Here is a 25803-nt window from a genome sequence, read left to right on the forward strand (position 1 = left end):
ATGGCGTGTCTTATTGATTGATATGAAGGAGATTAATCTAGCATATACCTGTGAATATGAGCCGACGGAAAGAAGAGAAGAAGAGAAAAGGAGAAGACGGGAAGACGAGTGGGGGGAGGATAAGAATCCTGAGTAATATGAAGCAAGTAGTCAGTATGCACCAGGCAGTGGGCAGCCATATAGCTACAGGTAAAGCAGTAGAGACGCAATGCTTGCGTCTCGGGGATTGGGGACACGGTTGCACAACAGAAAGATTGCACGAAGGAATGAGACGACGAGATAAATAGAAGTGAGATGTGTGTAGAGACTAGACGTGTCTCATCGTTTGATATAAAGGAGATGTACGTGAAGACAGGAGCAGGAGGAGATGGGAGATGGGAGATTGGTTATGCAGGCCAAAACCTTGAGAGGAATGGAAAAAACAGGTGACAACCATTCCGGGACAATGTCCTGAAACATTTTACATACATGAAACACTTCCAGGACACTGGCAGGAATAATAAAACCTATGTGAAATACCTTCAGGACACCGGCAGGAATAGTAAAAATATATGAAAACTATCCCTGCCACCGGCGGGAATAGTATAACATATATGAAAACTATCCCTCCACCGGCAGGAATAGTAAAAATATATGGAAACTATCCCTGCCACCGGCGGGAATAATATAACATATGTAAAAACTATCTATGACGTTGGAAGGAATAGTACAACATGCATAAAAGATATCCATGACAATGTCATGAATAGTAAATCATGATAAAATTATTCCAGGACACTGGCGGGAACAGTATAACATGTATTAAATACTTCCAGGGCAAGGGCATGAAGTATAAACATGATGTGTAACACTTTATCGACGATGTCTGGGAATGAAAACATATATGTAAAAAACTCCTGAGAAAGTCAAGAGTACATAAATTTATATGTAATAAACTCTCAACCATAGTCTTTCCCAACTTTCAAACCCTCAAAACCTCCGAACGTTCAAACTCTTCGATTTGATGACCACCAATGAAAAGTAATGACTATTATATTTATCCGTCAGCCTTAGCTTTTTGCTTGCCCTCTGCCAACTGCCCATTGCCAACTGATTTACCAAACTCCTGTCAAACTCCCCAATGACCACAGAATAACTATTGAATGTCTCTGCCAACTTTACTCTTTCCAACCTTCAAACCTTCAAACTCTTTGTCAAACTCCTGTCAAACATTTTATTGCAACCGAATGACTGTTGAATATCTCTGCCAAAACTGTAGCTTTCAGAGTTGCCCACTGCCAACTGCCCACTGCCAACTCTCTATAACCATCAAATATCCCCCTCATTTTTATATTTCTCAGCTTCCTGGTGGGCCCTCCGAAGCGGTTCCGGTATACGATAGCCGGTGGTGCAGTTCAGCACAATTTCACTGGCTTCCTCAATGCCAATCCTGTGACCCGGAGAAACAAAAAGCGGATTGGTATCATCCCGGCTTCGAAGGACATGTCCTATGAGGTTTCCGCTGGCATCCACCAGGTTGCTTCTGGCACCTTTCCAATTGCCAGGTTCTTTGTACTCTCCGGCTAACCAGGTTTTTGCCACCCCGATGGAAGGTTTGTCAAGAAGAAAACCGAGATGGGAGGCAATACCCACTCCCCTCGGGTGGGCAATTCCTTGTCCGTCGAAAAGAAACAGGTCAATGTCTTCTTCTATTTTTTCAAGGGTATCCATGATAAGGGGTCCTTCCCGGAAGCTTAACAGTCCCGGGATGTAAGGATACCCAATGAGATCTATTTCCTGGTAGGTTTTGATGTATTCCAGCCCGGGATAGTAGAACAGGGATATGGCAGAAAAACCGGTCAGGGGCTTTTGGCTGTATGCCACATCTATGCCTGCCACAATCTTAATCTTTTCAGGGCTACCCGAAATGATAAGCTGTGGGGCAATTTCAACCTGCTGTTCAACAGCCCTTTTAGGTGTTATGTTTTTTATCGGATATTTCATATTTTCTTCTGCTTTGTACAACTCAACACCATCGAATCCAATATGTTCATCCAAAGTCATATTAGCCAGTTGGTCCTCTTTTTATGGCCAAAATTTAGCTTAATCCTTTCTTAAAATTAAACGTATTGGACGGCTGAATCTGTTCTGATTGGCGGAGTTTTTGCAGGATGGTATGAAATCGTTTGTCCGAGGGCTTTTCGTATGTAAGATCGATCAGGTACCGGCCAAATCCCCTGGCATCGAGTTTGTTTTTGTGTTGGGTGAGAGAAACCGGCTCTCCGGGCACAATGATGGTCATACCATTCTTTCTGATTCTTTTGAAGGAATAATTTTTATCATCTTTGAAGGTATGATCCTTATCCCTTATATGTACCGGCATTCTGGAATAGAAGAGTTCCGGATAAAAATACACCGGGATGATGCCTTTTTTATTATGGTGTTCAAAAAGGTTGTCAAGGTCATTTTCCAATGGGTAACAGAAGAGTTTGATGTTCTCTTTCCTGAGAAAGTGAATGGCCGCATCGTTGAATACATATACATTCTCATTGGCAGCTATAGTCGAATGCTCAGGAAGGATCAGTTTTTGTGAAAGATGACTGATCATAAAATTCCGGTATCCCTGCTTCCCATATTTTTTGAATAATGAACGGTAGAATGCTATCTTGCCCTCCGGTATGATTTTGGGCAGTTCGAAAAATATTTTGTGGGCATTTTTCTTAATGAGAAAGGCATTGACATCGAGTTCTTTCCACTCATTTTCCGCCAGGTTGATGATGATGTTATCTACTTCCTGAAAGGGTATCTTCTTCAGCCACTTTATGCTGTCAATGCGCACAAATAGCTGTGTTTTCTTCACTTGGCCGGGTTTGGCGAGTGACTGAAGGATGTTTTGTTTGCGATTAGCCGGTAAGCTTGTCATGATCTCCTTGCCGCTTGTGGTGAACTTGTCGGAGAATTTCTTTTGCCTGAGATTGGCCAGGTAAACCAGATCGCCTTTTTGTATTTCCCCGGATTGGGAATGTATAATAACCTTCTCGTCCCAATCCTTTTCAAAAGATTTTACCTTCAAGGCCTTCCTGTTTTCTCCTTTGGGCGACCGGATCCACAGTCTGTTGCCCTGACGAATGGGCTCGTTGGTTTGAAGGATAAAGCCCTTTTGAGTCAGCTCTTCTACTGTTCCCAGGAAAATGCCTGTTGACGGATTTTCTGTAAGGGCTCCGTTTACATCTCCGCCCAGATAATAAGCGGTTTTCTCCCTTCCCGTATCGTATATCAGAAGCTGAGCGGCTTCGTCAATCCTTTCCGGGTGATCAATGGCCATACGGTAAGCCCTGGCAACCTGATATACGTATTCGGCCGATTTTAACCGTCCTTCCACTTTGAGGGAGGAAATCCCCAGATCCATGATTTCAGGAATGTGGTCAATCAACTGGTTATCCTTAAGGCTGAAAAGATATTTCTTTTGGTTTTGGTCGTGATACATCCGCCGGCAGGGTTGCATGCACTTACCGCGATTGGCGCTCATGCCACCCAGGTAGCTGCTGAAAAGGCACATTCCGGAGAAAGAATAGCACAATGCCCCGTGTATGAACAGCTCAATCTGAATGTTGCTTTTTTCCCGTATAGCAGCCAGTTCCCGTTTAGTCAGTTCCCGGGCGAATATCACCCGTTCAAAGCCTAGTTTTTCAGAAAACATTCCTCCCGGGGCATTGTGATTACCCATTTGAGTACTGGCATGGAGCTTCAGGTTGCTGAAGTGGTTCCTGATCAGGTAATACAATCCCCAATCCTGCATGATCACAGCCGATATATCGGTTTGGGAAACCGCATGGAGAATATCAAGCAATTCAGGAAGCTCTTTGTTTTTGATAACGGTATTAAGGGTAAGGTAAACTTTTATGTTGTGTTTACCCGCTTCAGCAAGCAGGGCCTGAAGCTGCGGGATGGTAAAGTTATCAGCTCTTTCCCGGGCATTGAACTGTTTCAGCCCAAGATAAACCGCATCCGCTCCATCCTCCACAGCGGCATGGAACATCTCTGCATTGCCTGCAGGAAGCAGCAGTTCAGGTTTATTCATTCCTTACCTTTTCTTCACACGTAGGACAAACTTTTTTTTGAAATGCTTTGATAATACAATTTTCTTTCAGGATATCATTTCGATCAGCTCCCGGGCTGCAATTTCCGGACCCTTTTGTTCCATGCCTTGTATGCCCAACTGGGTGCGTATCTGGCCTACAAAGACTTCCTGCTGATAGAAATAGTTGAAATATTTTTCGGCAATTTGGTCGTGCTCTTCTTTATACTGAACCGGCCCGAATATGTTGGCGAAATAACTGCTTACTAGGCCGGTAGAAGTTGTGGTGCCCTTGCTCATGACATTGCCTTCACTGAAAATGTCCAGTGCCTTTTTTGCATCGGGAATTCTTTCAATTATCGGTTTATCATCTGTGACCGCTTCATAGTTATTGGCATAGAAGATATAATCTATCTTGGTGCCTTTGACTACCGTTTCGTAAAAAGTTACCGGCAGAATGATCCTGGCGTTGGTCAGATGGGCATTCATCAGAATGGAGCGGTCGATCTGCCCGAAGGCATAACCGGGCTGGAGATCATCGAGCCGCAGGAAAGCTCCTATCTCAGTGCCAATTCCTCTGACAGTGCCGTCATGCTCGATTTCAATGCTTCCCATGTCATCTGCTATAATGGTGGTTTCACTTATGAGGTCTCCGCCGAGCTGTTTATAAGCTTCCAGTGTTTCGGATTTTCCTGCTCCGGTGTCTCCGATCATTAGGATTGAAGCTCTCTTTCCGCTTTGAAGGGAAATTTCGACCAGCGAGCCATGAAAGGGCAATATCCCTTTCTTGATCTTGATAGAATTATGAAGGGTAAGAACCATCTTTTTCAGGTACCCAAAATATCCGAATTCGTCATCCCGGGGACAGGCTCCGATAAACATATCGTTTTCCTTATCCTCGTGGAATACTGTAGGCATTTCTGCCAGATCATCCAATGCGCCTTCTGAGACTCCGTAAAGATAGATGGCATCGGGTTTTCTGTTGAGGTCTTCTTTGGGGGCAATCTCAAAGAGGTTACACGCAGAAAAACCCAGTTCAAAGAATTTTTGGTGAAAATAAATGAAGATCAACAGGTCCCCCACCTTAGCCGGATAGCATAACCATTCATTTTGATTTAAAGTCACCAGTTCCAAGGGATTTTGCTTTATTTCAACAAACTGGCCTTTTCTTCTGTTCATGGGGGTTTTTAGAATTAAAGGCGGGTTCATCATAATCTGCCGAATCAGGGGAATGTCTTTAATGTTGTCAAACCTTGGATTGGAAGCAAAGAGCTCCCGGGCAGGGTAAGAAATACATGCGAATTCTGCGCCCGAATTCACCTGACGGTAGGTTCTCGGATGCTGGCTTATAATGTTTTCGGAAATATCCCGGTAAATTTTTCTTACCAGATGGGTAAGCCTTTCTACCGTTTCATCGAAAGTACGATAGGGCCGTTCATCCAGATTGTCGGATTGCGAGTCGCAAACTATATACCGTTCAAATTCACGCCAGTAATTGTATAAAAACTCCAGCACATTGTTTAGCTCGGTGGGGTGCCTCAATAACTTTTCTGCATCCGGACGGATATTTCTTACTATGGATATGTGGTTCTTGGAAAGGAGTTCCAACAGATCTATAATCTGCCTGATTTGTTCATCGGTGTGTTTTATCTCCAGTTTCTGCGTATAAATCGAATTTTTATCGTATAGTTTTTTGATTCCCTTGCTGACAATTTCATGGAAAAGCTTGCTGTGAATAACTTCTGATGAAGTATCACATAATCTCCCGTTGGTTCCAATAATGATTTTTCTGTTGATAATTTTGTAACTATTCATCTTTTATGGATTTATATAAAACAAACAAGCTATTGACATTCGCAGCTTTTATTGAGTAATGAGTCCCATTAAATACCCAAAAAATCTTTCAAAGTTATAAATTTGAAACAAACGTTATTCAATTTGGGCCTAATTTTAACTGATATGTTTTGAATTAGCCTTTCAAACGAGGTTTACGGCAGATAATTTGTAAATGTAAGACGCCTGCAGTAGGGTATCGAATCGGCGGCTCAGCGTTAAGAAGGGCTGTATCTAATGAACCGTCGGCAACTTCATTAAGATACAGCCCTCCCTGAATTTTTTTACAAATATTTGATCAGGCTTCTACCTCGGCTGTTCTGATCTCTTTAATAATTTCCGTCCCTCGGTAAATGGCCTTTTCATTTATGGGTATCAGGTGCTGATATCTTTCGGGAAGGGATTTTTTGAGACCTTCCACGGCATTTTCCAGTTTAACAATTGGCTTTACTTTCAGGAATCCCCCCATTACGATCATGTTAAAGGTTTTGTTTGTTTCCATCCTGGAAGCTTCAGCGGCTGCATCCACGCGATATATATTGATGTCTGTTCGCTGCGGATGTCTGGTAATTCCGTTGCCATCATAAATCAGGTAACCTCCTGGTTTTACATCCTTTTCAAATTTATCCATCGATTGTTGATTGAGTATGATGGCCGTATCGAACTTGCTCAGGATGGGGGAGCTTATTCTTTCGTCACTGATAATTACGGTTACATTGGCCGTACCTCCCCGCATTTCGGGGCCATAGGAGGGCATCCATGTAACTTCTTTTCCCTGAACAATACCGGCATAGCACAGAATTTTCCCCATAGAAAGCACTCCCTGTCCACCAAATCCGGCTATTATGATTTCTTCGTTCATTGTTCTGTGTTTTATTGTATTTTACCTTTAATCATTTTTGAGCATCCGGAGACTTCAGATCCCCGAGCGGATAAAACGGCAGCATATTTTCTTCCAGCCACTTGTTGGCATCGTTTGGAGACATTTTCCAGCCTGAATTGCAGTTAGAAACAATTTCTATAAACGAGAGTCCCATTTCCTGCTTTTGAAATTCAAAGGCTTTTTTAATGGCTTTTTTTGTTTTACGTACATAAGCGGGTTTATGAACCGCCTGTCTTGAAACAAAGCAAGTGCCCGGCAGTTCGGCTACCAGTTCGGTTATTTTTAAAGGGTTTCCCATTTGTTTCACATTTCTGCCGTAGGGGGTGGTGGAGGATTTCATATGTTCCAGTGTGGTTGGAGCCATCTGGCCTCCCGTCATTCCATATATTCCGTTGTTAATAAATATGATGGTAATGTTTTCACCCCTGTTGCAGGAATGAATGGTCTCTGCAGTACCTATGGCCGCCAAATCACCGTCTCCCTGGTAAGTGAAAACATATTTGTCCGGCATGGTTCTTTTGATCCCGGTCCCTACTGCCGGGGCCCTGCCATGTGCAGCCTCATGCATATCGATATCCATATAATGATAAGCCAATACCGAACAACCAACGGGTGCAATACCAATGGTTTTTTCCTGAATACCCAGCTCTTCAACAACTTCCATGAGAAGGCGGTGTACAACACCATGTCCGCAGCCAGGGCAGTAATGGAAAACATTGTCGGTTAATAGCTTGGTTCGGTCAAAAACCAGATTTTCTGTTTTAATAATATCTTCTTTTTTAACGTTTTGTTCAGCCATTTTATTCACCTCCTATAATTTTTTCTTTTAAAGCATTGAGAGCCTCTTCGGTTGAAGGTACGATACCTCCCATCCGGCCATACCATGCTACCGGTACTTTCCCTTCTACTGCCAGTCTGATATCCTCTACCATTTGTCCTGCGCTCATTTCTACAGAAAGTATCCCTTTTACCTGGTCGGCCAGTTCATTAAGCCGTTTGCCGGGAAAAGGAAACAGGGTAATGGGTCTGAGCAGTCCCAGCTTCAATCCCTCTTTCCTGGCTACTTGCACACTTTTTTGACAGATTCTTGCTGATGTGCCGTATGACACCATTAGGTATTCCGCGTCTTCGCACTGAAACTCTTCATAACGTACCTCCTTTTCTTCGATCTGTCTGTATTTTTCAATCAGCCTCATGTTGAACTCTTCCATCTTTGCTGATTCCAGTTTAAGAGAAGTGATGACGTTTTTCTCTCTGTCTTTTGTTTTGCCGGTTGTAGCCCACGGATATCGCTCCTTAATCTGTGCTTCAGTCAACCGGGGTTTCTCTTCACCAATTTCCACCTTTTCCATCATCTGGCCGATGGCACCATCGGATAGGATCATGGTAGGGTTTCTGTATTTGAAAGCCAGATCAAATCCCATCTCTACAAAATCATACATTTCCTGAACAGAAGAAGGGGCCAGTACAATCAAATGATAATCGCCGTGACCCCCACCTTTCACGCTTTGAAAATAATCCGACTGGGAAGGTTGTATGGTTCCCAGGCCCGGACCTCCCCGAACAACATTAAGAATCAGACAGGGAAGTTCTGCTCCTGCAATATAGGAGATTCCCTCCTGTTTGAGGCTAATACCGGGGCTTGATGAAGAAGTCATAACCTTTTTGCCACAACCTGCAGCGCCATAAACCATATTGATCGCAGCAATTTCGCTTTCTGCCTGAAGCAGGGTCATACCGGTTCTTTCTTCAGGCTTTTGGGCGGCAAGATATTCCATGACTTCCGATTGCGGAGTGATAGGATATCCGAAATAACCGTCGGCACCTGAGCGGATAGCTGCTTCAGCTATTGCTTCATTGCCTTTCATTAATCTTAGCTCTCCCATTATTTTGTGATTTTAATACTTTAACTATTGTTTGCCTATAAAGTCAAAGAGATTTGAAAGAGTCTCGTCTAGAATGTTCGCTGGCAAGGCTTGCGAGTTTTGAATGCCAGGAGTTTACTTGATGTAATCGACTGGCATGAAAAACGAGCGTAACGCAGCCAGCGGATATTATAGACAGACTCTAACTATACACTTACTTTCTTTCTATATACCCGGATTACGGCATCGGGGCATACCAAAGCACAGTTCATACATCCTGTACATGCCTCGGGATTTTTCATGTAGGCATAATGAAAACCCTTACCGTTGACTTCCTCTGCCAGGTCTATGACATCGAAAGGACAAGCAGGGAGGCACACCGCGCATCCTTTGCACCGCTCTGTATCAACAGTAATTTTTCCTGTAACTTTTGCCATTATATTGATTTTTTATGGTTTATACATATAATTTCATTTCAAAGATAATAATATTTTACTGAGAAATTTTGTCCCTGCTTTTAAACATAGCCTGTTCTATAACCCGCATTACAAATTCTAATAACATAAGGTTTATTTAAACTGACTTTAAATGATCTTCCTGAAATCTTTTTAATCGGTATTCCAGATCATCCATCTGATCAAGGCTTACCTGCGATACGCATGCCCTCAGGCCTTCAGTGCGCTCACTGCCTGTTATATCCAGGGTTATGGCGCTGATTCCATAATATATCAATTCGCCAAGCAATTCACTTCCCTCCATTCCCGGGAAGGAAAATGTGAAATAGAAACCGTCACTGACCGGCTGATCCTCATCTTTGGCATACACCAATTCAAATCCGTGTTTTCTGAAAAGTCGTTTCATGGCTTTTGCTCTTTCAGCATACTCCCGCACCCCTTCGACAAAGTTATAGCGTCCCTCGTTAACTGCTTTAAGTGTTTCCAGCAAACCATACTGGGCAGAATGATTCGCGCCTGCCGAAAGGCTGTAAAGTGCTCCATATATCATAGAATAGCCAAAACTTTCATTGGGAAAATAATGTTTTAATCCGGGAAAATCCTTGTTAAACAGGTAGTCCGATATGACCATCATTCCAATACGTTCTCCTGCCAGACTAAAAGATTTCGAGGAAGAAATGATCAGCACATAATTATCGGTATAGTTGGCCACAGTTGGCTGATAGGGTGGTTCGCCCGGTGTAGAGATGTCATGGCGAAAATCCATTCCAAAGTAGGCCAGATCTTCCAGAACTATTGCATTATACTTTGTGGCCAGTTCCCCGATTGTTTTCAATTCCTTCTCGTTGAGGCAAATCCACGAAGGATTGTTGGGATTCGAATACAGAATGGTTGATATATTCCCCTTTTTAAGATAGGATTCCAGTTTATCCCGGAGTTTGTCTCCCCGATAATTGTAAACGTCAAAGTTTTCATATTTCAATCCGAGTACTTTATGCTGATCTTTTTGTACCGGGAATCCGGGATCAATAAACAGTGTGGTGTCCTTATCGGGGTCCCTGCGTGACGACACCATAAACGCGGCAAAGGATGCCTGCATGGCTCCTACTGTAGGTAAACAACCTTCAGGTTGAACCGACAGGTTGAGGAAGTTCTTAATAAACCGGGATATTTCGTATTTGAGGGGTTCTATTCCGTCAATCATGGGATATTGGGATGCCACCCCATTTCTGAGTGCTGAAATTTCACCATCTATGGCTATTTTAGGTGGCTCCAGTCCGGGTACTCCCATCTCCATGCGAGTGAAGTGCTCGCCGGTTTCCTTTTCGATTTCATTCACCAGTTTCACGATTTCCCTTATGGACGCTTTTCCTACGGATTCAATCCCGCTTCTCCGGATCATCCTGTTGACGGTTTGGGAGTCGATAGGTGTTTGTTTGGTTGGGTTCATATATGATGTAATTTTTTTATTTTATAAAAATATATGCAATGAAAACCGCATGCAGGGACCTTCATAACAATAACATGATTAACGGGTTCAGTGATGCAAGTAAAGTTTGTGAATTTGGCATATAAATCAATTTGAAATTCAATTTTTTAATAAACTGCTACACTAATGAAAAAAAGACAGGTTTATTAGACCTGCCTTTCCTGATATTGAACGTTAAACAAACTGAGGTAAAATTTTATCCAGCCATTTACGGATTCTTTCATCGGTTAGATGGGCCTCAAAATCCTCATCAATCGGCAAACCAATAAATTTTCCCTCATATATTCCCTGAGATTCCTCAAAATCATATTCCTCTGTATTTACATATCCCACAATTTTTGCCTTACGGGGTAAAAGCTTTTCTGCCAGCGTACCCAATGCATCCGCAAAATGCCTGGGATAGGTGATGTGGTCTCCCAAACTGAACATGGCCACTACCTTATTCTGAAAATCCGTTTTGTCAAGCTCTATCCTGAACTGGTCCCAGTCACCCGGAGGAGCTTCTCCGTCCCAGGTTTCTTTTCCAACGGTAGAAATTCCAAATATAAGATTTGAATATTTGTTCAGATCTCTAAAAGTAGCATTTTTCACGGGAATCAAATCTACTTTATTCTCTCCGATTTGTTCAGCCACCTGATAGGCTACTTTTTCCGTTGAAGAACCCTCCGCTGGCCCGTAAAATATACCTATTGTTTTCATTTTGTTGATTTTCCCTTACTTGTTGCAAGTTACAATTCATATTCTTAAGTAAAGATTAAAATTGCGAAAAAATGACAATAAAAGCAATGAGAAATATCAGGTCTTATTTTTTTCGCTGCGGGTGAGTTTTTTCCGGTAATATCATTTTACTTACTGTTTTTCTATTCGTATCCTGGCATCCACAGCCGTTACATCTTTTTTACTGCCTAAAAGGGGGTTGATGTCCATTTCGGCAATTTCGGGTGCGTTTTCTACAAGGGCTGATATACGCATTATTGCCTCAGCAAATGCTTCTTCACTAACGCCTTCCTGCCCGCGGGTTCCCTGGATCATCCCGTAACCCTCAAGATTATGGATCATCTGTTTGGCTTCCTCCGGATCAATAGGAGCCAGTCCCCGGCTTATATCCTTTAATACTTCAATAAAAATGCCTCCGATTCCACATAGTACGATATGTCCGAATTTGTTTTCCTTTTTGGCTCCGATAAAAATTTCGGTGCCTTTTAACATGGGTTGTATTAAAATACCGGTAGCATCTCTGATGGAGATCATCCGGTCATACTCCTTTGCTGCTGTCTTTTTGTCGGTAATATTCAGAGCAATTCCGTTCACATCGGACTTATGGACCGGGCCTATCACCTTCATGACCACTGGAAAACCCAGGCGTTCTGCCTCATCAATTGCTTCTTTACGGCTGCTGACTGTGGCTTCGCCTGCCCTTTTTATTCCTGCTGCATCCAGTAATGCACGGACCTGATCGGGGTGGAGGTATCCGTTGTTTGTATCATCAACAATGGAGCGTATGAGTTCGGTGTTTATTCCGGATAGCTGCCTTTGCCCCGACGCAGGAGCAGGGGTGTTGAAGATTTTTCCAAGAGCCTGCCCGAATATTACCTCCTCGGGAAAATTGATCCTGCCATGGCTTATAAAATGTTCAATTTCATCTTTTGCATTGATTACAGATGGTAAGATGGGATATATGGGCTTTTCGCATTCCTCCATCTTTTGGTGGAGTATATCATAAACACCATGAACAGGGAGCAGTCCGGGACTACCGAAAATAACAGCCATCCCGTCTATGTGACTGAATTTTTCATAGCAGTAATCTATGATTTTTCCCAGTTGTTCTCCTGTGCCGGTCGCCAGAAAATCAATCGGATTGGCTACAGAAGAGCCAGGATGCAGTTCCTTGAGTAGTTCTTGGCTTTCAGGCCCTTTGATTGGGGGCACTTCCATTCCGTTATCCGCCAATACATCGGTGAGCATCACCGCAGGCCCACCTGCATGAGTTATGATGGCCAGATTATTACCTTTCAGTGGCGGATGCATGAAAATTGCAGCTACTGTGGCGAGTTCTTCACGTCCGTGACAGCGGACCACCCCTGCTTTTCTAAAGAGCGTTTCAACAGCGGCATCCGGGCTGGATAACGCACCGGTATGTGACGATGCAGCTCTGCTTCCGGCTTCCGAAGCACCTGCCTTAATGGCTGCTATCTTACAGCCTTTGTTGATAAGGGAAGCAGCATGTTTGAGCAGCATTTGAGGGTTTTGAATGCTCTCAATATAAAGGAGTTTTATTGTTGCGCTATTTTCAGGATCAAAGTTTTCATCCATGTATTTCAATATGTCTTCTACACCTATTTGAGCACTATTACCCACTGAATATACATTGGAGAATTTAAGGCCCTTGGGAATGGCTGATTCCATGATAAAAACCGCTGTAGCCCCCGAACCTGATATGAAATCTACGCCCTTAGGCTCCAGTTTCGGTATTGGTGTGGTAAAAACCCCATTATAATTTTGATTGAGGACTCCTATACAATTCGGTCCGATCAAAGTACCGTTGACGCTGTTGACAATATCCAGAATTTCATTTTCAAGGCGTGCCCCATCCTCGCTCTCCTCACCAAATCCTGCCGAAAGTATGATGAATGCCCTCGTTCCTTTTTCGTTTGCCAGTAAACGTGTAATATCCGGACAAAGCTTTGCCGCTACCGCAATAATAGCAAGATCAACTTGTGGCAGCTCCCCGGCATTTCTGTAGGATTTTATACCCTGAACCACGTCTTCTCTGGGATTGGAAACATAGAGTTTGCCACTGAAATCACCATCCAGAATGTTTTTCAGAACTTTGCCTCCTGGCTTTTGTATATTGTTAGACCCCCCTACAATAACAATGCTTTCAGGGTTGATTAATTTTTCGTTGATCATTATCGGAGATTTTTTAATATAAGTACCACAAAAGTAATAAAATGAAAAAAATAATGAATCATGTCTTGGAAGGGCGGCACTGATTTTTCATTTTTGCACCTCTTAAACGGAAGGGCTGTTCACTCACATAAAGTGGGAACAATAAGGCGTGCATAATGTTCATCAAATCACGATGTAACGTTTTTTCAAAATTAAGGACCAGCCCGTCTTACACTACATTATTCATAAATCCCTCTGATGAAGCGGGAAAGTGAAGTTCAATAGCGTCAGAAACCCGCATCCACTGATTTTTGCTGCAAGACAATGATTAAGATGCGGGTTCAATGGGGATTGATCTGAAAAGTTGTGCAGTTATATTATATTGTATTACAGAATTTTAATAACCTTGAACAAGAATTAATTATTTGTAAATAATTCGGGTTACAAATAATGGTTACCCCAACCCGGGGTGGGTGATATGGGCTATATAATAGTGAGGCATTTTATTTTCATCAAATTGAAGAGTTTTTTTTCTTTTTTTGTTATTGTTTACTAGTTTTGCTCCGCGGTTTTTTATGTTGAATCTGATAAAAAATAATTGGAAGTTATATGAATAGAGTTTTATTAGCCACTGGTGGAGGTGATTGTCCCGGACTGAATGCCGTTATACGGGCTGTGGTAAAAAGGGCCTCAAAAGAACGTGACTGGGAAGTTTTAGGAAGTGTGCAGGCATTTAATGGCATTTTGTGGGAACCCAGTGAAGTCAAAGTTTTGGACGAGCATACCGTCTCGGGGATTCATTTCAAGGGAGGTACGATCCTGGAAACCACAAATAAAGGTGGGCCTTTTGCGTGGCCCGTTAAGAACACTGACGGCACCTGGAGTGAAGTTGACCGGTCAGATGAAATGGTACGCAAATTACAATACATGGGTGTAGATGCCGTGATCAATATAGGTGGTGACGGTTCTCAAAGGATATCCCAGGCCCTGACTGAAAAAGGACTGAATGTTATCGGCGTTCCGAAAACGATTGATAATGACCTTGCTGTAACGGATTCGACCTTTGGTTACCAGACTGCAGTACAAATTGCCACTGAATCGGTGGATAAGCTTGTTACGACTGCTGCCAGCCATAACCGTATCTTTGTGCTGGAAGTTATGGGTCGTGATACAGGCTGGATTGCTTTGAATTCCTCAGTTGCCGGTGGTGCTGAAATTTGCCTTATTCCTGAGATTCCTTATGATGTGGATAAGGTAATGGAAAGAATCTATTCCAGGTTCAGAAAAGACAGGGGTTTTGTTATTATTGCGATTGCCGAAGGTGCTATGCCCAAACATGGTGATCAGTCCAAGGAAGAAACCGGGGAAGTAGGTTATGCCAATGTGAAGTATAGTGGAGCTGCCGCAAGGTTGGTGGATGAATTGAAGCAAGCCGGCTGTCCTTATGACATCAGAAGTACTGTGCTTGGACATTTACAAAGAGGCGGAGTTCCGCTGGCTTACGACAGAATCCTCGCTACACAGTTCGGAGTGAAAGCATTTGAAATGGTATTGGAAGGAAATTTCGGTGAGATGGTCGCTTACAGGCATCCCGATATCACTTCTGTACCGCTGGAAGATGTGGTTACTCAGCATAAGTATGTGGAACCGGATTCTGATTTGGTAAGAAACGCTAAAGGAGTTGGAATAAGCTTTGGTGAATAGGACACATTTCAGATAATAAAATAAAAAGAGGCTGTCTGGAAAGTGAATTGAATTGCATTCTACCGGACAGCCTTTCTTTTTTTCCTTATTGATCCAGAAAAAATTTGGTTATGAGTACTGCCGTAGAAATACTTCCGCCTATAATGACGCCTGTGTTGGTCTGTGAAAAATAACCGTCCTCATTATTATATCCATTCACCAATACAAACGTGGATGTAGCGAGCAATAGGCCGCCGGCTACGTAGAGCATGGTAAAATCTGTCCCTCTCCTGAAATTGAATATAGGAGGATTATTTTGTTTTTTGTTCAGATGAATCAATTGATGTTTAAATAGTTGATAATTTTCAGGCAATGATTCTGCAGAGATTGTGTTTGGAGCATAATGGCCTTTATTTTCATCGGTTAAACTGTTTTGTGCTCCCCTTCCGATGTTCGTACATAAAAAAAACAGTAAAAGAATTAATCCGTAATATTTCATGGTAATCCGAAAATTTTAATACCCCAAAGATAAGGAATCTTATCCCATAGATTGTAGAAATTTTGAAGAGAATTACTTTTTAATTAATCAAAAGCAGTTAATTTTGATTAACTTCGCATAGAAATTGATGAAATTTGACCCGGATAGATACTTCATTGCAATTTGTTAACGGGTTTTTAAACAGCCTCAGAACTATTTTGAAATCATTCGGGTTACCTGTATGCTGGGAAACGGTCCTGTATTTTTTAAGGGCATTTTTACCGATATGGTTTTTCACAAATCATAGTTTAGAAGGGGATAATGATCAAACGAAAAGCAACCCAAAACGATAATCATTCCGAGAAACCTGTCAATTGGCAGGACAAAACCATTCTTATTGTCGAGGATGATCCTTTGAGTATAAGGTTTTTGAATACTATATTGAAGGAAACAGGCGCCAATCTGTTGGTGGCAAGAAGTGGCAGGGAAGCTTTGGATATGGTGATGCAGCATGATCACCTGGATTTAATATTAATGGATGTTCAACTGCCTGTTATGAGCGGACATGAAGTTACTTCGCAGATAAGGGAAAATGGCTGCAACATTCCCATAATTGCCCAAACAGCACATGCTATGGCAGAAGATAGGGCAAAGTGCCTCCAAAGCGGATGTTCGGATTATATTACTAAGCCCATTGATATAGAGCTTCTGATCGAAAAGATCAGCAAATACTTCCAAGAATAAGATGAACCGGAAAATCACCACAAAAGTTGGCATTCTTTTGCTTATCCTAATGATGGGGGCAAGCATTTCCTGTGAAAATGAGAGAACCCCGGGGGAACTTTTACAATCGCTGGAGGGTGAGTGGAATGTTGAGGAGAATAGCGAACAATTTGGTGAAACAGCATACGATGTAACAATTTTTATTTCAGATCAGTATAGCTCTAAGATCTTCATCTCCGGTTTTTATCATCTTCCTGATGAGGTTGATGGAAACGTGGAAGGCCATCGGATCAATCTTGTTGAAAATCAGACGATAACCGATAATACAATTTCTTATACTCTTGTTTCCGGGAGTGGAAGGGTGTCGGATAGCTATAAGTATATCCAATGGAATTATAAGGTTGATGATGGCAGCGGTGAGATTGATGAAGTTACGGCGACCTATACGAAGGAATAAAAGAAAGGTGGTTAGGGATTACCGGATTGTAAAATTGTTGATCTTCCGGATTATTTATGAGTAATTTGGGCTAATACTTAAGTTGCTCAATCCAGGTAAAATGATACCTTAATTCGTTTTCCGGGGTGGGCTTTTCTCTAAATAAACCATATATGGCCGATCCGCTGCCTGAAAGTGATGTAAATACAGCGCCCATTTCAGCCAGGATGTGTTTGATTTGTTTTAATAAAGGATAGGCTTTCAGGATATGACCTTCAAAATCATTGGTAACCTTATCATTCCAGTTTTCCACCGGTTCATTTAAAACCACCTCTTTCAGAGATTTCTCTCTTTTGCGGGGTTTGATGCCCTTGTAGGCCGTTTGGGTATCAATTTGAATGTCGGGGATTACCAGCAAAAGATGAAGCCCTTTTATTGACAGATGTATCGGCTCCGTTTTGTTGCCTTTCTCCCATGCAATAGAAGGTTTGTTATCAATAAAGAAAGGACAGTCACTGCCAATTTGTTCTGCCATATTCTTTAGCTTATCATCCTTTAAATTTAACCGGAATAATTGATTCAATGCTTTAAGGGTGAAAGAGGCATCGGATGATCCCCCACCCAGTCCTGCGCCATAAGGTATGATTTTATGCAGGTGAAAATCGACTTCCGGTATGGAATGCTGTTGCTGCATTAGCTGATAGGCCCGGTAGCAAAGATTTTGCTTAGCAGACACGGGTAACCGGATGCCCGTATTGTTGAATATCCTTTGGTTTGTCTTTTGTTTTTGAATTTCCAGAATATCTGTCAGTGAGAGGGGATAGAAAATGGTTTCCAGGTTGTGGTATCCATCATTGCGTTTATCGGTTATATATATCCCTATATTGATTTTTGCATTGGGAAAAAATATCATACCAAAAATTCTTTTAATCTGCGTTTTTAACAAATAATTTTTAACAAACTGTTAACATTTGTGGTTAATAATCATTTAATAATATCATGGTTTCAGATGATATAAAATGGATTTTCTATTATTACTTTTGGTGTCCAAAATTTTTATGTGACATGGCTGACAACAAAAATAAAGGATACAAATCAAATTTCATAGAGGAAGCTTTGGATTATGGGAAAAAGCCTCCGCAGGCCGTTGATCTGGAAGAGGCTGTTCTGGGGGCGGTCATGCTGGAAAAAGATGCCATTGTTTCGGTAATGGACATCCTGGCACCTGAGAGCTTCTATAAAGAGGCCCATAAGAAAATTTACCGTGCCATCCTGGATCTTTCCCAAAATATGCAGCCGATTGATATATTAACGGTGACTGAAGAGTTAAGGAAAAAAGAGGAACTGGAAGAAGTAGGCGGACCGGTTTATATAACCCAGCTTACCAGTAAAGTGGCTACTGCTGCACATATTGAATACCACGCCCGGATCATTGCCCAAAAATATATACAACGCGAATTGATACGGGTAGCCAGTGAAATACAGTCAAAAGCTTACGATGATTCGGTAGATGTAAACGATTTGATTGATTTTTCAGAATCTCAGCTTTTTCAGGTTACCGAATCCAATATAAAGAAAGAAACTTCCAAGCTTAATGTGCTGATCCAGCAAGCTATTGATCAGATAGAAGAGGCATCAAAAAAAGAAGATGGGTTGAGCGGAGTCCCTTCCGGTTTTACAAAGTTGGACCGCGTGACATCCGGTTGGCAAAATTCGGATTTGGTAATTGTTGCCGCCAGGCCCTCTATGGGAAAAACTGCTTTTACCCTCACTATGGCAAGAAATATGGCTGTGGAACACAATAGATCTGTGGGGATATTTTCCCTGGAGATGAGTTCTCTGCAGTTGGTAAATCGTTTGATAATCAGCGAAACGCAGTTGTCTTCTGAAAAAATTCGCAATGGCAATCTCACCCATAAGGAATGGGAACAATTGGAGCATAAAATTAAAAGCCTGGTAAATGCACCCATTTACATTGATGATACACCGGCCATTTCCGTTTTTGAGCTCCGTTCCAAGTGCCGGCGCCTGAAAGATCAATACAATGTGGAGGCAATTTTTGTGGACTATCTTCAATTAATGAGCGGTTCATCCGATCAGCGGGGAAACAGGGAGCAGGAAGTCAGTGTCATATCCCGTTCGTTAAAGGGAATTGCCAAGGAATTGGATATTCCCATTATTGCTTTGTCCCAGCTTAACCGTTCGGTAGAATTACGTTCGGGCGAAAAACGGCCCCAGCTTTCTGATTTACGTGAATCGGGAGCCATTGAGCAAGATGCGGATATGGTATTGTTTATCCATCGCCCTGAGAGATATGGGATCACAGAAGATGCTTACGGAAATTCACTGATTGGTATTGCTGAGATCATTTTGGCCAAGCACCGAAATGGTGCTCTGGCAGATATCCATCTTAAGTTCAGGGAAGAACTGGCCAAATTTGAAGAACTTAATGAAGATTCCCTTGGCAATATCGAAGACAACGACAATTCAGGTTCTATGATCATTGGTTCGAGAATGAACGAAGAGGGCAATGGACAGGGGAATAATGGAGAATCTTCTGGCCTGAGCAGCAATACCGGCTTTGATGAGGAGGCACCTTTTTAGCGCCATCAAAAGATGGTCTTCAGTTCTATCAACGACCGGATCTCAAAAGTAGGTTCAAGATAATGGGTTTTGCCTTCAGGATTGAAGAAGACCTGATCAAGCCCAATATCTCGTGCTCCTTTAATATCTCCCTCAATATCGTCACCAACCATGATGGCTTCTTCTGTTCGTGCATTGGCTTGTTTTAGGGCATGCCGAAAAATCTGCCCGTGAGGTTTCTGAACTCCGGCTGAATCTGAAGTTATAATTTTCTCAAAATATTTTCGAAGATCACTGTTCTCAATTTTTTTTAGCTGTGCTTCATGAAAACCGTTTGTGATAATATAAAGAAAATATTTGTCCTGTAAATAGGATAACACTTCGTGAGAATGGGGTAAAAGGCGGGTCTTGCGGGCGCTGATTTTCATATATTCTTCACCAAGCTGTTTGGCCAGCTTCAGGTCGTCCTTTCCGTATTCCTTCAGTGTGAGATAAAATCTTCTATACTTCAGGTCTTTTTTTGTGATATCGCCGTTACGGAATTTTTCCCATAGTTTGCCGTTGTGTTTGTTGTACACCGAATGGAAAGTTTCAAAATCCTGAAATATTCGAGATAGCTTATAAAGGTCAAAGATCTCCTTAAATGCTTCTTTTGCATTGGTTTCAAAATCCCAGAGGGTCCGGTCCAGGTCAAAAAATATATGTTTGTAACTGCGCATGTTTTGCTTACGTTATTAATGAGCCGCAAATTTATAATTTATCTCCCAAAGAATTTACCTGTAGAATGAAAATTATTTATCTGATTAACAGTTTTTTTAATGCGGGGTAACCTTGCTCCGCACGCTGTAGCTGAAGCTTTAGCCTAGGCACCCGAAGCTTCGCGAAGGCGAGCCTGCCCGCACGCTGTCGCTGAAGCTTTAGCGTAAGCAACCTGCGCTAGCTTCGGCGGGCCTTGCTCCGCCGAAGCTTCGCGAAGGCGAGCCTGGATACTACCCACAATCCTTCCCGTATTCATAAACTTCACACTTTCCCGCTTCATCAGCGGGATTTATGCTATCACTTCTAAAAATTTTATTTTTTTAGCAAAGTTTTGATGAATGATAAATCTATGTGAACTCCTATGTTTCCTATGTCCTATGTGGTTCAAAAAGAGTTAAATTGCTTAACTTTGAGAACGATACCATACAGGTTATGAGAAATTTGTTTGCAGCTAAAGCTGCAGTAAGAATAATCCAGGTTAGAAAGCAACATTCTCATTCCAAATAACTGATAATCTCTTCCAGTGCCATTCCTCTTGATCCTTTGATCAGAATGGTAAAGTTTTTCAACGGATTTCCTTTCAACCATTCAATAAAATCCGGCGTAGTATGGAAGGTGTAATGATTGCTCCCGGCATTTGCCCTAAAAACAGGTCCGATATAAAATACAGCAGAGAAGGAGTGTCTGTTTACCAGGGAGATGATGTTTTGGTGTTCTTCATCACTGAATTCCCCAAGCTCAAACATATCGCCCAAAATCAAGGCTTTGTTTTTTCTTTGAAGTTGGGAGAAATTGTTGATGGCCGCTTTCATACTTGTAGGATTGGCATTGTAAGCATCAAGGATAATTTCGTTTGATGCTTTTTGAATTACCTGCGACCGGTTGTTATCAGGTGTATAACCGGCCACAGCCTCGGATATTTGTTCCGGCGGAACCTTAAAATATTTTCCCAGGCAAACCCCTGCCAGAAGGTTTTCAAAGTTATAGTTGCCGATCAGATTTGACCGGATAAGCGGAAGACCTTTTACACGAAACGTGATATAAGGATCTGAGCTCACGATTTTACCTGTGCAATAAGCGTTATCGGAGGTTCCGTAGTCAATTTTCCTGCATGTTTTATTTTTTAACAGGTCCTTCAGCAGCTCATTGTCTGAATTATAAAATATGGTTCCGTTATTGGAATCCACGTATTCATACATTTCATTTTTCGTTCTGATCACTCCCTCGTATGATCCGAAACCTTCAAGATGGGCCTTCCCAATATTGGTAATCAGGCCGAAATCAGGTTTGGCTATTTCACAGAGGAATTTAATCTCACCGGGGTGGTTGGCACCCATTTCAAGCACTGCTATTTGGTGTTCGGCATTCATTTTAAGCAAAGTAAACGGTAAGCCGATGTGGTTGTTATAATTTTTCTCGGTGGCAATGGTATTGTATGTTCTGGCCAGTATTTGCTTAATTAGCGCTTTGGTGGTAGTTTTTCCATTGGTCCCGGTAATTCCTATAACCTGAACCTTTAGCTGCTCCCGGTGATAGGTAGCAAGTTCCTGCATGGTTTGGAGTACATCATTTACCAGTATAAACCGGTCATCCCGGGCATACTGTTCTTCGTCAACCAGGGCATATCGGGCTCCCTTGCTGAGGGCTTCTCCGGCAAAGCGGTTCCCATTGAAGTTTTCCCCTTTTAAGGCAAAGAAAAGGGATTGGGGTGGTACATCTCTGCTGTCCATCGTTATAGTGGAACAGGAGAGGAATTGTTTATATATTTTCCTTATCTGCATGATCTTTACCACAAATTAAAGAAAAAAACCCCATTTTCGAAAAAATGAGGTCTTCTTCTTTTAGTCTGTGCCCTGAATTATTATTCATTAACTCCTCCCGGGCTTCCAACGTGTGTCATGGCACAACGGAAACCCAGATCATTGGCGGCCTGATTTTGATCAAGAAAGCGGCGTTCGGCCGGATTCAGCCAATAAGCCCTGTCTTTCCATGATCCTCCTTTGTAAACTCTTGATTCGTCTGAAATAAGTGAAGTCTCGTCTGTGTACATTTGCTGTGTGCTGTTTTCTTCTCCGGTTTCTTCATTGTCATAATCAATCCTTGACTGCAGGTCTCCCTCCTGGTAATTTCTGTAATCTCCCTTTGAATAATTTCTTCTTCCTGCTGCATCTTCCTCTGTAATGGTATCTTTCGGGAGCCGGCCAAGCTCGTTTCGGGGTGGGATACTTCCATCTTCGTTTCTCTCATATTCAGTAAATACATTGCCCCTGAATGGTCTGAAATCATTTGTAAGTTTGTGAGTGGAAGGTCGGTAAACATCTTGTACCCATTCGTTCACGTTTCCTGCCATGCAATAAAGGCCATAGTCATTAGGCCAGAAGGAGTTTACGGGGGCCGTAATACTGGCGTTGTCATTCAGGTCCCCAGCAACGCCCATCATATCACCTTTACCACGTTTAAAGTTTGCCATCATCTTACCCCTGTTCTTTTTCTCGGGATTTCTTACGTTGTGGCCATCCCAGGGGTACATCCTTCTCTCGTATACGTTTTCTTCATAAGTGTTGCCGACGTATCCCAGAGCTGCATATTCCCATTCGGCTTCTGTTGGGAGCCTGTATTGGGGAAGGAGTATGCCGTCCGACATTCTAACCCTTCTTGTTTCTTGATCGGGATCTAGTGAGGGTAAATTTTCATTGACGACCCCTTCATATTGACCTGCCAGATAGGCTTCGGTATTAAAGTTTTCCTGGCCGATCTGCTCATTATCCATTTCCAGAATACCTTCTTCCACAAGCCTCCGCTCATTAACACGGTCGGTTCTCCAGATGGCATAGTCAGTGGCTTGTACCCAGCTTACACCAACAACCGGATAATTGTTATAGGCGGGATGTCGGAAGTAATACTCCACATACGGCTCATTGTAAGCCATTTCATCTCTCCATACCAGCGTGTCGGGTAAGGCATTTTGATAAACTTCCGGATTGTCAACGAAAACCCTTTGGATCCAATTGAGATATTCTCTGTAATCTACATTTCTGATCTCGGTCTGGTCCATGTAAAATGAAGATACTGTAACCCTTCTGGGCTCCTTATCCCATTTGTACATCAGATCTTCCCGGGTCCTGCCCATGGTGAAGGTACCACCTTCTATATATACAAGACCGGGCCCGGGTTGCTGTTCGTATTCAGTTACCACTTCGAACCCGCCGTTTTCAGGATCGTTGTAATTCCACCCGGTAGTGGGCGATACATTTCCAAGCCCATCACTTTGGGAACCACAACCAGTGATAAAAAGTATGCCTAACATACTTAGAAGGAATAGAAATTGAATCTTAAGAGTTAATTTCATAATTCAGGCAATTTTTATTTTTACTTCAATATATAATTTTCAATGACTTATATCCGTATCCTTTAAATCAATTGTAACAATGCAATAATTAAAACAGTATTGTTTGAAAATTATTGCTTGTTTATCCCCTTTATACTAAAATTTAGCGATAAGGTTACTTCATGCGCCCCAGAAAATACTGAAACTTTTTTATAATTCAGAAAACCAGTATCATAACTATAGCTAATATTAAGATTTTCATAATTTACCCCGATTTGAAATGTGGGGGTGATAAAGCGGAATCCTGAGTTGTGCCTGATGAATCCGCCAAGCCTGAAATTTTGATATTTCAGATAACTCCCGTACTGAAATACATTGGTATTGTATTGCTGAGAAAAATAAAAGGTAGGGATCAGCAAAGTAGATGACTGGTAGGTATCCAGTTGATTAAGAAAAATCTCAATGTCGAAGTACACAGAAATTTTTCTTCGGATTTTATCCTCTTTATTCAATAAAGCGGTGGGTTTATTCAGATGATGGACAGCCAAACCTACTGTAAAATCTCTGTATCGGCGGATATAGTCATTTATGTGTCTCAATATTATGCCTGTGTTGAATTCCAGGTAATCTGCAGACCGATGCAGGGACCCAGCCGGAGAAGAACCGGTTAACTCCCATTGGTTTTTATCGAACATACCCGGAAAAATCAGGTCCTGGGTCTTCAGGGAATACATTGCATATTTCGTCTCCAGCGCAGGAGTAAGATAAAGATTTTTTTCCAGCCGGATTTTATACGCATACATTCCACTGATATATGTACGGTTTATGGCACCGTTCCCCTGATTGTCGCTGATAAACTGTAAACCAAGCCCTCCGTTGATAAAATCAACAAATTGGTTATAGGAGGCCTTATAAATCACATAATTGCCAAAACCTGCAGGACTAAAATTTCTGTGACTTACCGTTAGATTGGAGATTTTTTCGCTTCCTGCAAATCCCGGATTGATAAATAATCGCGAATGATTCAAATGGGAAAAATTAATATCCTGGGAGAAGGTATGGGAACAAATTCCGGAAATGATAATAATTAGGATAATTTTCTTCATGAAGGAAAATTAAATTGAAAGCCCAAAAATACATGGGATATTCAAAATATAAATGCTTTAAATCCGTTTAAATAATTTTAACGTTTTCGAATCCGTCATTATTTTTTGAAATGTCTTTTTCATGAAAAGCCTTTGTTCGATTTTCCTTTTTTGTTATGTTTTGCTTCCGCTTACCTCCCAATCTCAAACCACTATATTAGAAAGAAAACTGGAATGGCTTGATTCCCGGAAATATCATCAATATCTCGACAGGAACAACATCATTTCCGGTGAATATATGCATTTTGAAGGTGCAAGATATTTTGACAGCCAGTCTCTATTACCATCTTATTATGAACTCATTCCTCTAAATAACGCTCAGGAACATTCAATAAAGCTGGTTGATAAAAAATTTGAGCCCGTTTCTTCAGCGTCTGTTTTAAATGAAAAAGCAAAAAAAAGCCTTCACACTAATATACAGGTTGAATCCCGTTTGCAGTTTGACCGTAGCAAACCTCATCTTCAACTGCATTTTGTACCCTTACGAAAAAATCCGGTTACTGGTAACGTAGAGAAATTGGTGAATTTTGGCATTTCTTTGGAACGAAAAAGCACGGTATTGAAAAGTACCGGAAGATATTCAGAGAAAGAAACAGCATCTTCATTGCTGGCGAGGGGCAAATGGGTGAAACTGCGGCTGGATCAGAACGGGATCTACAAAATCGGCTATTCAAAACTGAAAGAGCTGGGATTTGATAATCCGAAGGAGATAAGCATATATGGGAATTCATGTGGTTTGTTGAATACAGCCAACGATACTATGAAAGAATACAGGCTTGAACAGGTGCCGGTGCGTTTTGTAACAGGAGAAGACGGAGTATTCAATAAAGGCGATTACATTTTGTTTTACGGAAGAGATCCACATGTATGGGAATATAACCGGGATAAGGAAATGTTTCTCAGGAAAAGCCATATATATACGGACTTTGGATACTATTTTATTACCGGGAATGTTTCCAAAAATAATAACCTCACCGGGCTGGAAACTCCTTCAGATGATCCTGCTGAGATAATAAGTACATTCACAGATTATGCCCATCATGAAAAACGGAACAGAAACCTGATTCAATCAGGGCAGGAATGGGTAGGGGAATACTTTGATGCAAAGCTGAGGCATGAATTGAACTTTGAATTTCCGAATATTATATTAGATAGACCTGTTAAAATAAAAGGGGATTTTGTATCCCGTTCTTCCTA

At 41.8% G+C, this 25803-nt stretch carries 21 protein-coding genes and 1 pseudogene; 6 read left to right on the forward strand and 16 right to left on the reverse strand.

Going from position 1 to position 25803, the window contains the following annotated elements; all coding sequences use genetic code 11:
- Nucleotides 1-137 precede the first annotated feature (137 nt).
- On the forward strand, nucleotides 138-287 hold the full coding sequence (locus tag KGY70_04770) for a hypothetical protein (GenBank protein ID MBS3774475.1): 150 nt from the start codon (nucleotides 138-140) through the stop codon (nucleotides 285-287).
- A 1021-nt stretch (nucleotides 288-1308) separates the two neighbouring features.
- Here the strand turns inward: KGY70_04770 and KGY70_04775 are convergent.
- The 10 genes from KGY70_04775 to KGY70_04820 all read right to left on the reverse strand — a co-directional run bounded on the left by KGY70_04775 (nucleotide 1309) and on the right by KGY70_04820 (nucleotide 13492).
- Nucleotides 1309-2043 carry an endonuclease V gene (locus KGY70_04775; protein MBS3774476.1) on the reverse strand — a complete coding sequence of 245 codons (735 nt, stop codon included), beginning with the start codon at nucleotides 2041-2043 and terminating at the stop codon, nucleotides 1309-1311.
- Nucleotides 2044-2077: 34 nt separating this feature from the next.
- Nucleotides 2078-4060, reverse strand: coding sequence for a U32 family peptidase (locus tag KGY70_04780; GenBank protein ID MBS3774477.1), 1983 nt, complete (start codon nucleotides 4058-4060; stop codon nucleotides 2078-2080).
- Between the two features lie 66 nt (nucleotides 4061-4126).
- Entirely contained in the window at nucleotides 4127-5872 is a 1746-nt protein-coding gene (locus KGY70_04785) for a hypothetical protein (protein ID MBS3774478.1), read from the reverse strand.
- Nucleotides 5873-6188: 316 nt separating this feature from the next.
- Nucleotides 6189-6752: a 2-oxoacid:acceptor oxidoreductase family protein gene (locus tag KGY70_04790; protein MBS3774479.1), complete on the reverse strand. Its 564-nt coding sequence runs from the start codon at nucleotides 6750-6752 to the stop codon at nucleotides 6189-6191.
- A gap of 31 nt (nucleotides 6753-6783) precedes the next feature.
- Nucleotides 6784-7572, reverse strand: a complete 789-nt coding sequence (locus KGY70_04795) for a 2-oxoglutarate oxidoreductase (protein MBS3774480.1) — start codon at nucleotides 7570-7572, stop codon at nucleotides 6784-6786.
- Nucleotide 7573: 1 nt separating this feature from the next.
- Entirely contained in the window at nucleotides 7574-8662 is a 1089-nt protein-coding gene (locus KGY70_04800) for a 3-methyl-2-oxobutanoate dehydrogenase subunit VorB (GenBank protein MBS3774481.1), read from the reverse strand.
- Nucleotides 8663-8844: 182 nt separating this feature from the next.
- Entirely contained in the window at nucleotides 8845-9075 is a 231-nt protein-coding gene (locus KGY70_04805) for a ferredoxin family protein (GenBank protein MBS3774482.1), read from the reverse strand.
- Nucleotides 9076-9211: 136 nt separating this feature from the next.
- Nucleotides 9212-10543 carry a pyridoxal phosphate-dependent aminotransferase gene (locus tag KGY70_04810; GenBank protein MBS3774483.1) on the reverse strand — a complete coding sequence of 444 codons (1332 nt, stop codon included), beginning with the start codon at nucleotides 10541-10543 and terminating at the stop codon, nucleotides 9212-9214.
- A gap of 213 nt (nucleotides 10544-10756) precedes the next feature.
- The gene (locus KGY70_04815; GenBank protein ID MBS3774484.1) at nucleotides 10757-11281 is read right to left on the reverse strand and encodes a flavodoxin; all 525 of its coding nucleotides are present in this window, start codon (nucleotides 11279-11281) and stop codon (nucleotides 10757-10759) included.
- Between the two features lie 150 nt (nucleotides 11282-11431).
- Nucleotides 11432-13492 (reverse strand): acetate--CoA ligase family protein, encoded by a 2061-nt coding sequence (locus KGY70_04820; GenBank protein MBS3774485.1) that lies wholly within the window; start codon nucleotides 13490-13492, stop codon nucleotides 11432-11434.
- Nucleotides 13493-14080: 588 nt separating this feature from the next.
- Here KGY70_04820 and KGY70_04825 point away from each other — a divergent pair.
- A complete protein-coding gene (locus tag KGY70_04825) occupies nucleotides 14081-15175 on the forward strand; it encodes an ATP-dependent 6-phosphofructokinase (protein MBS3774486.1) in 1095 nt (364 codons plus the stop codon).
- Between the two features lie 85 nt (nucleotides 15176-15260).
- On the opposite strand, the gene KGY70_04830 is transcribed toward KGY70_04825, so the two are convergent.
- The gene (locus KGY70_04830; protein ID MBS3774487.1) at nucleotides 15261-15653 is read right to left on the reverse strand and encodes a hypothetical protein; all 393 of its coding nucleotides are present in this window, start codon (nucleotides 15651-15653) and stop codon (nucleotides 15261-15263) included.
- 300 nt (nucleotides 15654-15953) lie between these two features.
- Between KGY70_04830 and KGY70_04835 the strand changes: the two genes are divergently transcribed.
- On the forward strand, nucleotides 15954-16376 hold the full coding sequence (locus KGY70_04835) for a response regulator (protein ID MBS3774488.1): 423 nt from the start codon (nucleotides 15954-15956) through the stop codon (nucleotides 16374-16376).
- 1 nt (nucleotide 16377) lies between these two features.
- Nucleotides 16378-16812: a hypothetical protein gene (locus tag KGY70_04840; GenBank protein MBS3774489.1), complete on the forward strand. Its 435-nt coding sequence runs from the start codon at nucleotides 16378-16380 to the stop codon at nucleotides 16810-16812.
- Nucleotides 16813-16882: 70 nt separating this feature from the next.
- Here KGY70_04840 and KGY70_04845 read toward each other — a convergent pair whose 3' ends face one another.
- Nucleotides 16883-17704 (reverse strand): 4-(cytidine 5'-diphospho)-2-C-methyl-D-erythritol kinase, encoded by an 822-nt coding sequence (locus KGY70_04845; GenBank protein ID MBS3774490.1) that lies wholly within the window; start codon nucleotides 17702-17704, stop codon nucleotides 16883-16885.
- A gap of 152 nt (nucleotides 17705-17856) precedes the next feature.
- On the opposite strand from KGY70_04845, the gene dnaB reads away from it, so the two are divergent.
- Entirely contained in the window at nucleotides 17857-19395 is a 1539-nt protein-coding gene (gene dnaB / locus KGY70_04850) for a replicative DNA helicase (protein MBS3774491.1), read from the forward strand.
- 5 nt (nucleotides 19396-19400) lie between these two features.
- Here the strand turns inward: dnaB and KGY70_04855 are convergent, their stop codons facing one another.
- From KGY70_04855 to KGY70_04870, 4 genes and pseudogenes are all read right to left on the reverse strand, one after another.
- Entirely contained in the window at nucleotides 19401-20093 is a 693-nt protein-coding gene (locus KGY70_04855; GenBank protein ID MBS3774492.1) for a YjjG family noncanonical pyrimidine nucleotidase, read from the reverse strand.
- 534 nt (nucleotides 20094-20627) lie between these two features.
- Nucleotides 20628-21914, reverse strand: a complete 1287-nt coding sequence (locus tag KGY70_04860) for a UDP-N-acetylmuramoyl-tripeptide--D-alanyl-D-alanine ligase (GenBank protein MBS3774493.1) — start codon at nucleotides 21912-21914, stop codon at nucleotides 20628-20630.
- A gap of 80 nt (nucleotides 21915-21994) precedes the next feature.
- On the reverse strand, nucleotides 21995-23482 hold the full coding sequence (locus KGY70_04865) for an SUMF1/EgtB/PvdO family nonheme iron enzyme (GenBank protein MBS3774494.1): 1488 nt from the start codon (nucleotides 23480-23482) through the stop codon (nucleotides 21995-21997).
- 110 nt (nucleotides 23483-23592) lie between these two features.
- Nucleotides 23593-24567: pseudogene (locus KGY70_04870) on the reverse strand (PorP/SprF family type IX secretion system membrane protein).
- A 121-nt stretch (nucleotides 24568-24688) separates the two neighbouring features.
- On the opposite strand from KGY70_04870, the gene KGY70_04875 reads away from it, so the two are divergent.
- Nucleotides 24689-25803 (forward strand): hypothetical protein (locus KGY70_04875; protein MBS3774495.1); only part of this gene is annotated, 1115 nt, incomplete at its 3' end.

It is taken from the genome of Bacteroidales bacterium (assembly GCA_018334875.1).
In the GTDB taxonomy this organism is placed as follows: domain Bacteria; phylum Bacteroidota; class Bacteroidia; order Bacteroidales; family UBA12077; genus JAGXLC01.

Excerpts from the sequence above, each read along its gene's own strand:
- KGY70_04845 (MBS3774490.1), bottom strand. The coding sequence starts at position 17,704 with ATGATATTTTTTCCCAATGCAAAAATCAATATAGGGATATATATAACC.
- KGY70_04805 (MBS3774482.1), bottom strand. The coding sequence starts at position 9,075 with ATGGCAAAAGTTACAGGAAAAATTACTGTTGATACAGAGCGGTGCAAA.
- KGY70_04780 (MBS3774477.1), bottom strand. The coding sequence starts at position 4,060 with ATGAATAAACCTGAACTGCTGCTTCCTGCAGGCAATGCAGAGATGTTC.
- KGY70_04840 (MBS3774489.1), top strand. The coding sequence starts at position 16,378 with ATGAACCGGAAAATCACCACAAAAGTTGGCATTCTTTTGCTTATCCTA.
- dnaB (MBS3774491.1), top strand. The coding sequence starts at position 17,857 with ATGGCTGACAACAAAAATAAAGGATACAAATCAAATTTCATAGAGGAA.
- KGY70_04790 (MBS3774479.1), bottom strand. The coding sequence starts at position 6,752 with ATGAACGAAGAAATCATAATAGCCGGATTTGGTGGACAGGGAGTGCTT.
- KGY70_04830 (MBS3774487.1), bottom strand. The coding sequence starts at position 15,653 with ATGAAATATTACGGATTAATTCTTTTACTGTTTTTTTTATGTACGAAC.
- KGY70_04865 (MBS3774494.1), bottom strand. The coding sequence starts at position 23,482 with ATGAAATTAACTCTTAAGATTCAATTTCTATTCCTTCTAAGTATGTTA.
- KGY70_04785 (MBS3774478.1), bottom strand. The coding sequence starts at position 5,872 with ATGAATAGTTACAAAATTATCAACAGAAAAATCATTATTGGAACCAAC.
- KGY70_04860 (MBS3774493.1), bottom strand. The coding sequence starts at position 21,914 with ATGCAGATAAGGAAAATATATAAACAATTCCTCTCCTGTTCCACTATA.
- KGY70_04825 (MBS3774486.1), top strand. The coding sequence starts at position 14,081 with ATGAATAGAGTTTTATTAGCCACTGGTGGAGGTGATTGTCCCGGACTG.
- KGY70_04795 (MBS3774480.1), bottom strand. The coding sequence starts at position 7,572 with ATGGCTGAACAAAACGTTAAAAAAGAAGATATTATTAAAACAGAAAAT.
- KGY70_04815 (MBS3774484.1), bottom strand. The coding sequence starts at position 11,281 with ATGAAAACAATAGGTATATTTTACGGGCCAGCGGAGGGTTCTTCAACG.
- KGY70_04835 (MBS3774488.1), top strand. The coding sequence starts at position 15,954 with ATGATCAAACGAAAAGCAACCCAAAACGATAATCATTCCGAGAAACCT.
- KGY70_04775 (MBS3774476.1), bottom strand. The coding sequence starts at position 2,043 with ATGACTTTGGATGAACATATTGGATTCGATGGTGTTGAGTTGTACAAA.
- KGY70_04855 (MBS3774492.1), bottom strand. The coding sequence starts at position 20,093 with ATGCGCAGTTACAAACATATATTTTTTGACCTGGACCGGACCCTCTGG.
- KGY70_04770 (MBS3774475.1), top strand. The coding sequence starts at position 138 with ATGAAGCAAGTAGTCAGTATGCACCAGGCAGTGGGCAGCCATATAGCT.
- KGY70_04810 (MBS3774483.1), bottom strand. The coding sequence starts at position 10,543 with ATGAACCCAACCAAACAAACACCTATCGACTCCCAAACCGTCAACAGG.
- KGY70_04820 (MBS3774485.1), bottom strand. The coding sequence starts at position 13,492 with ATGATCAACGAAAAATTAATCAACCCTGAAAGCATTGTTATTGTAGGG.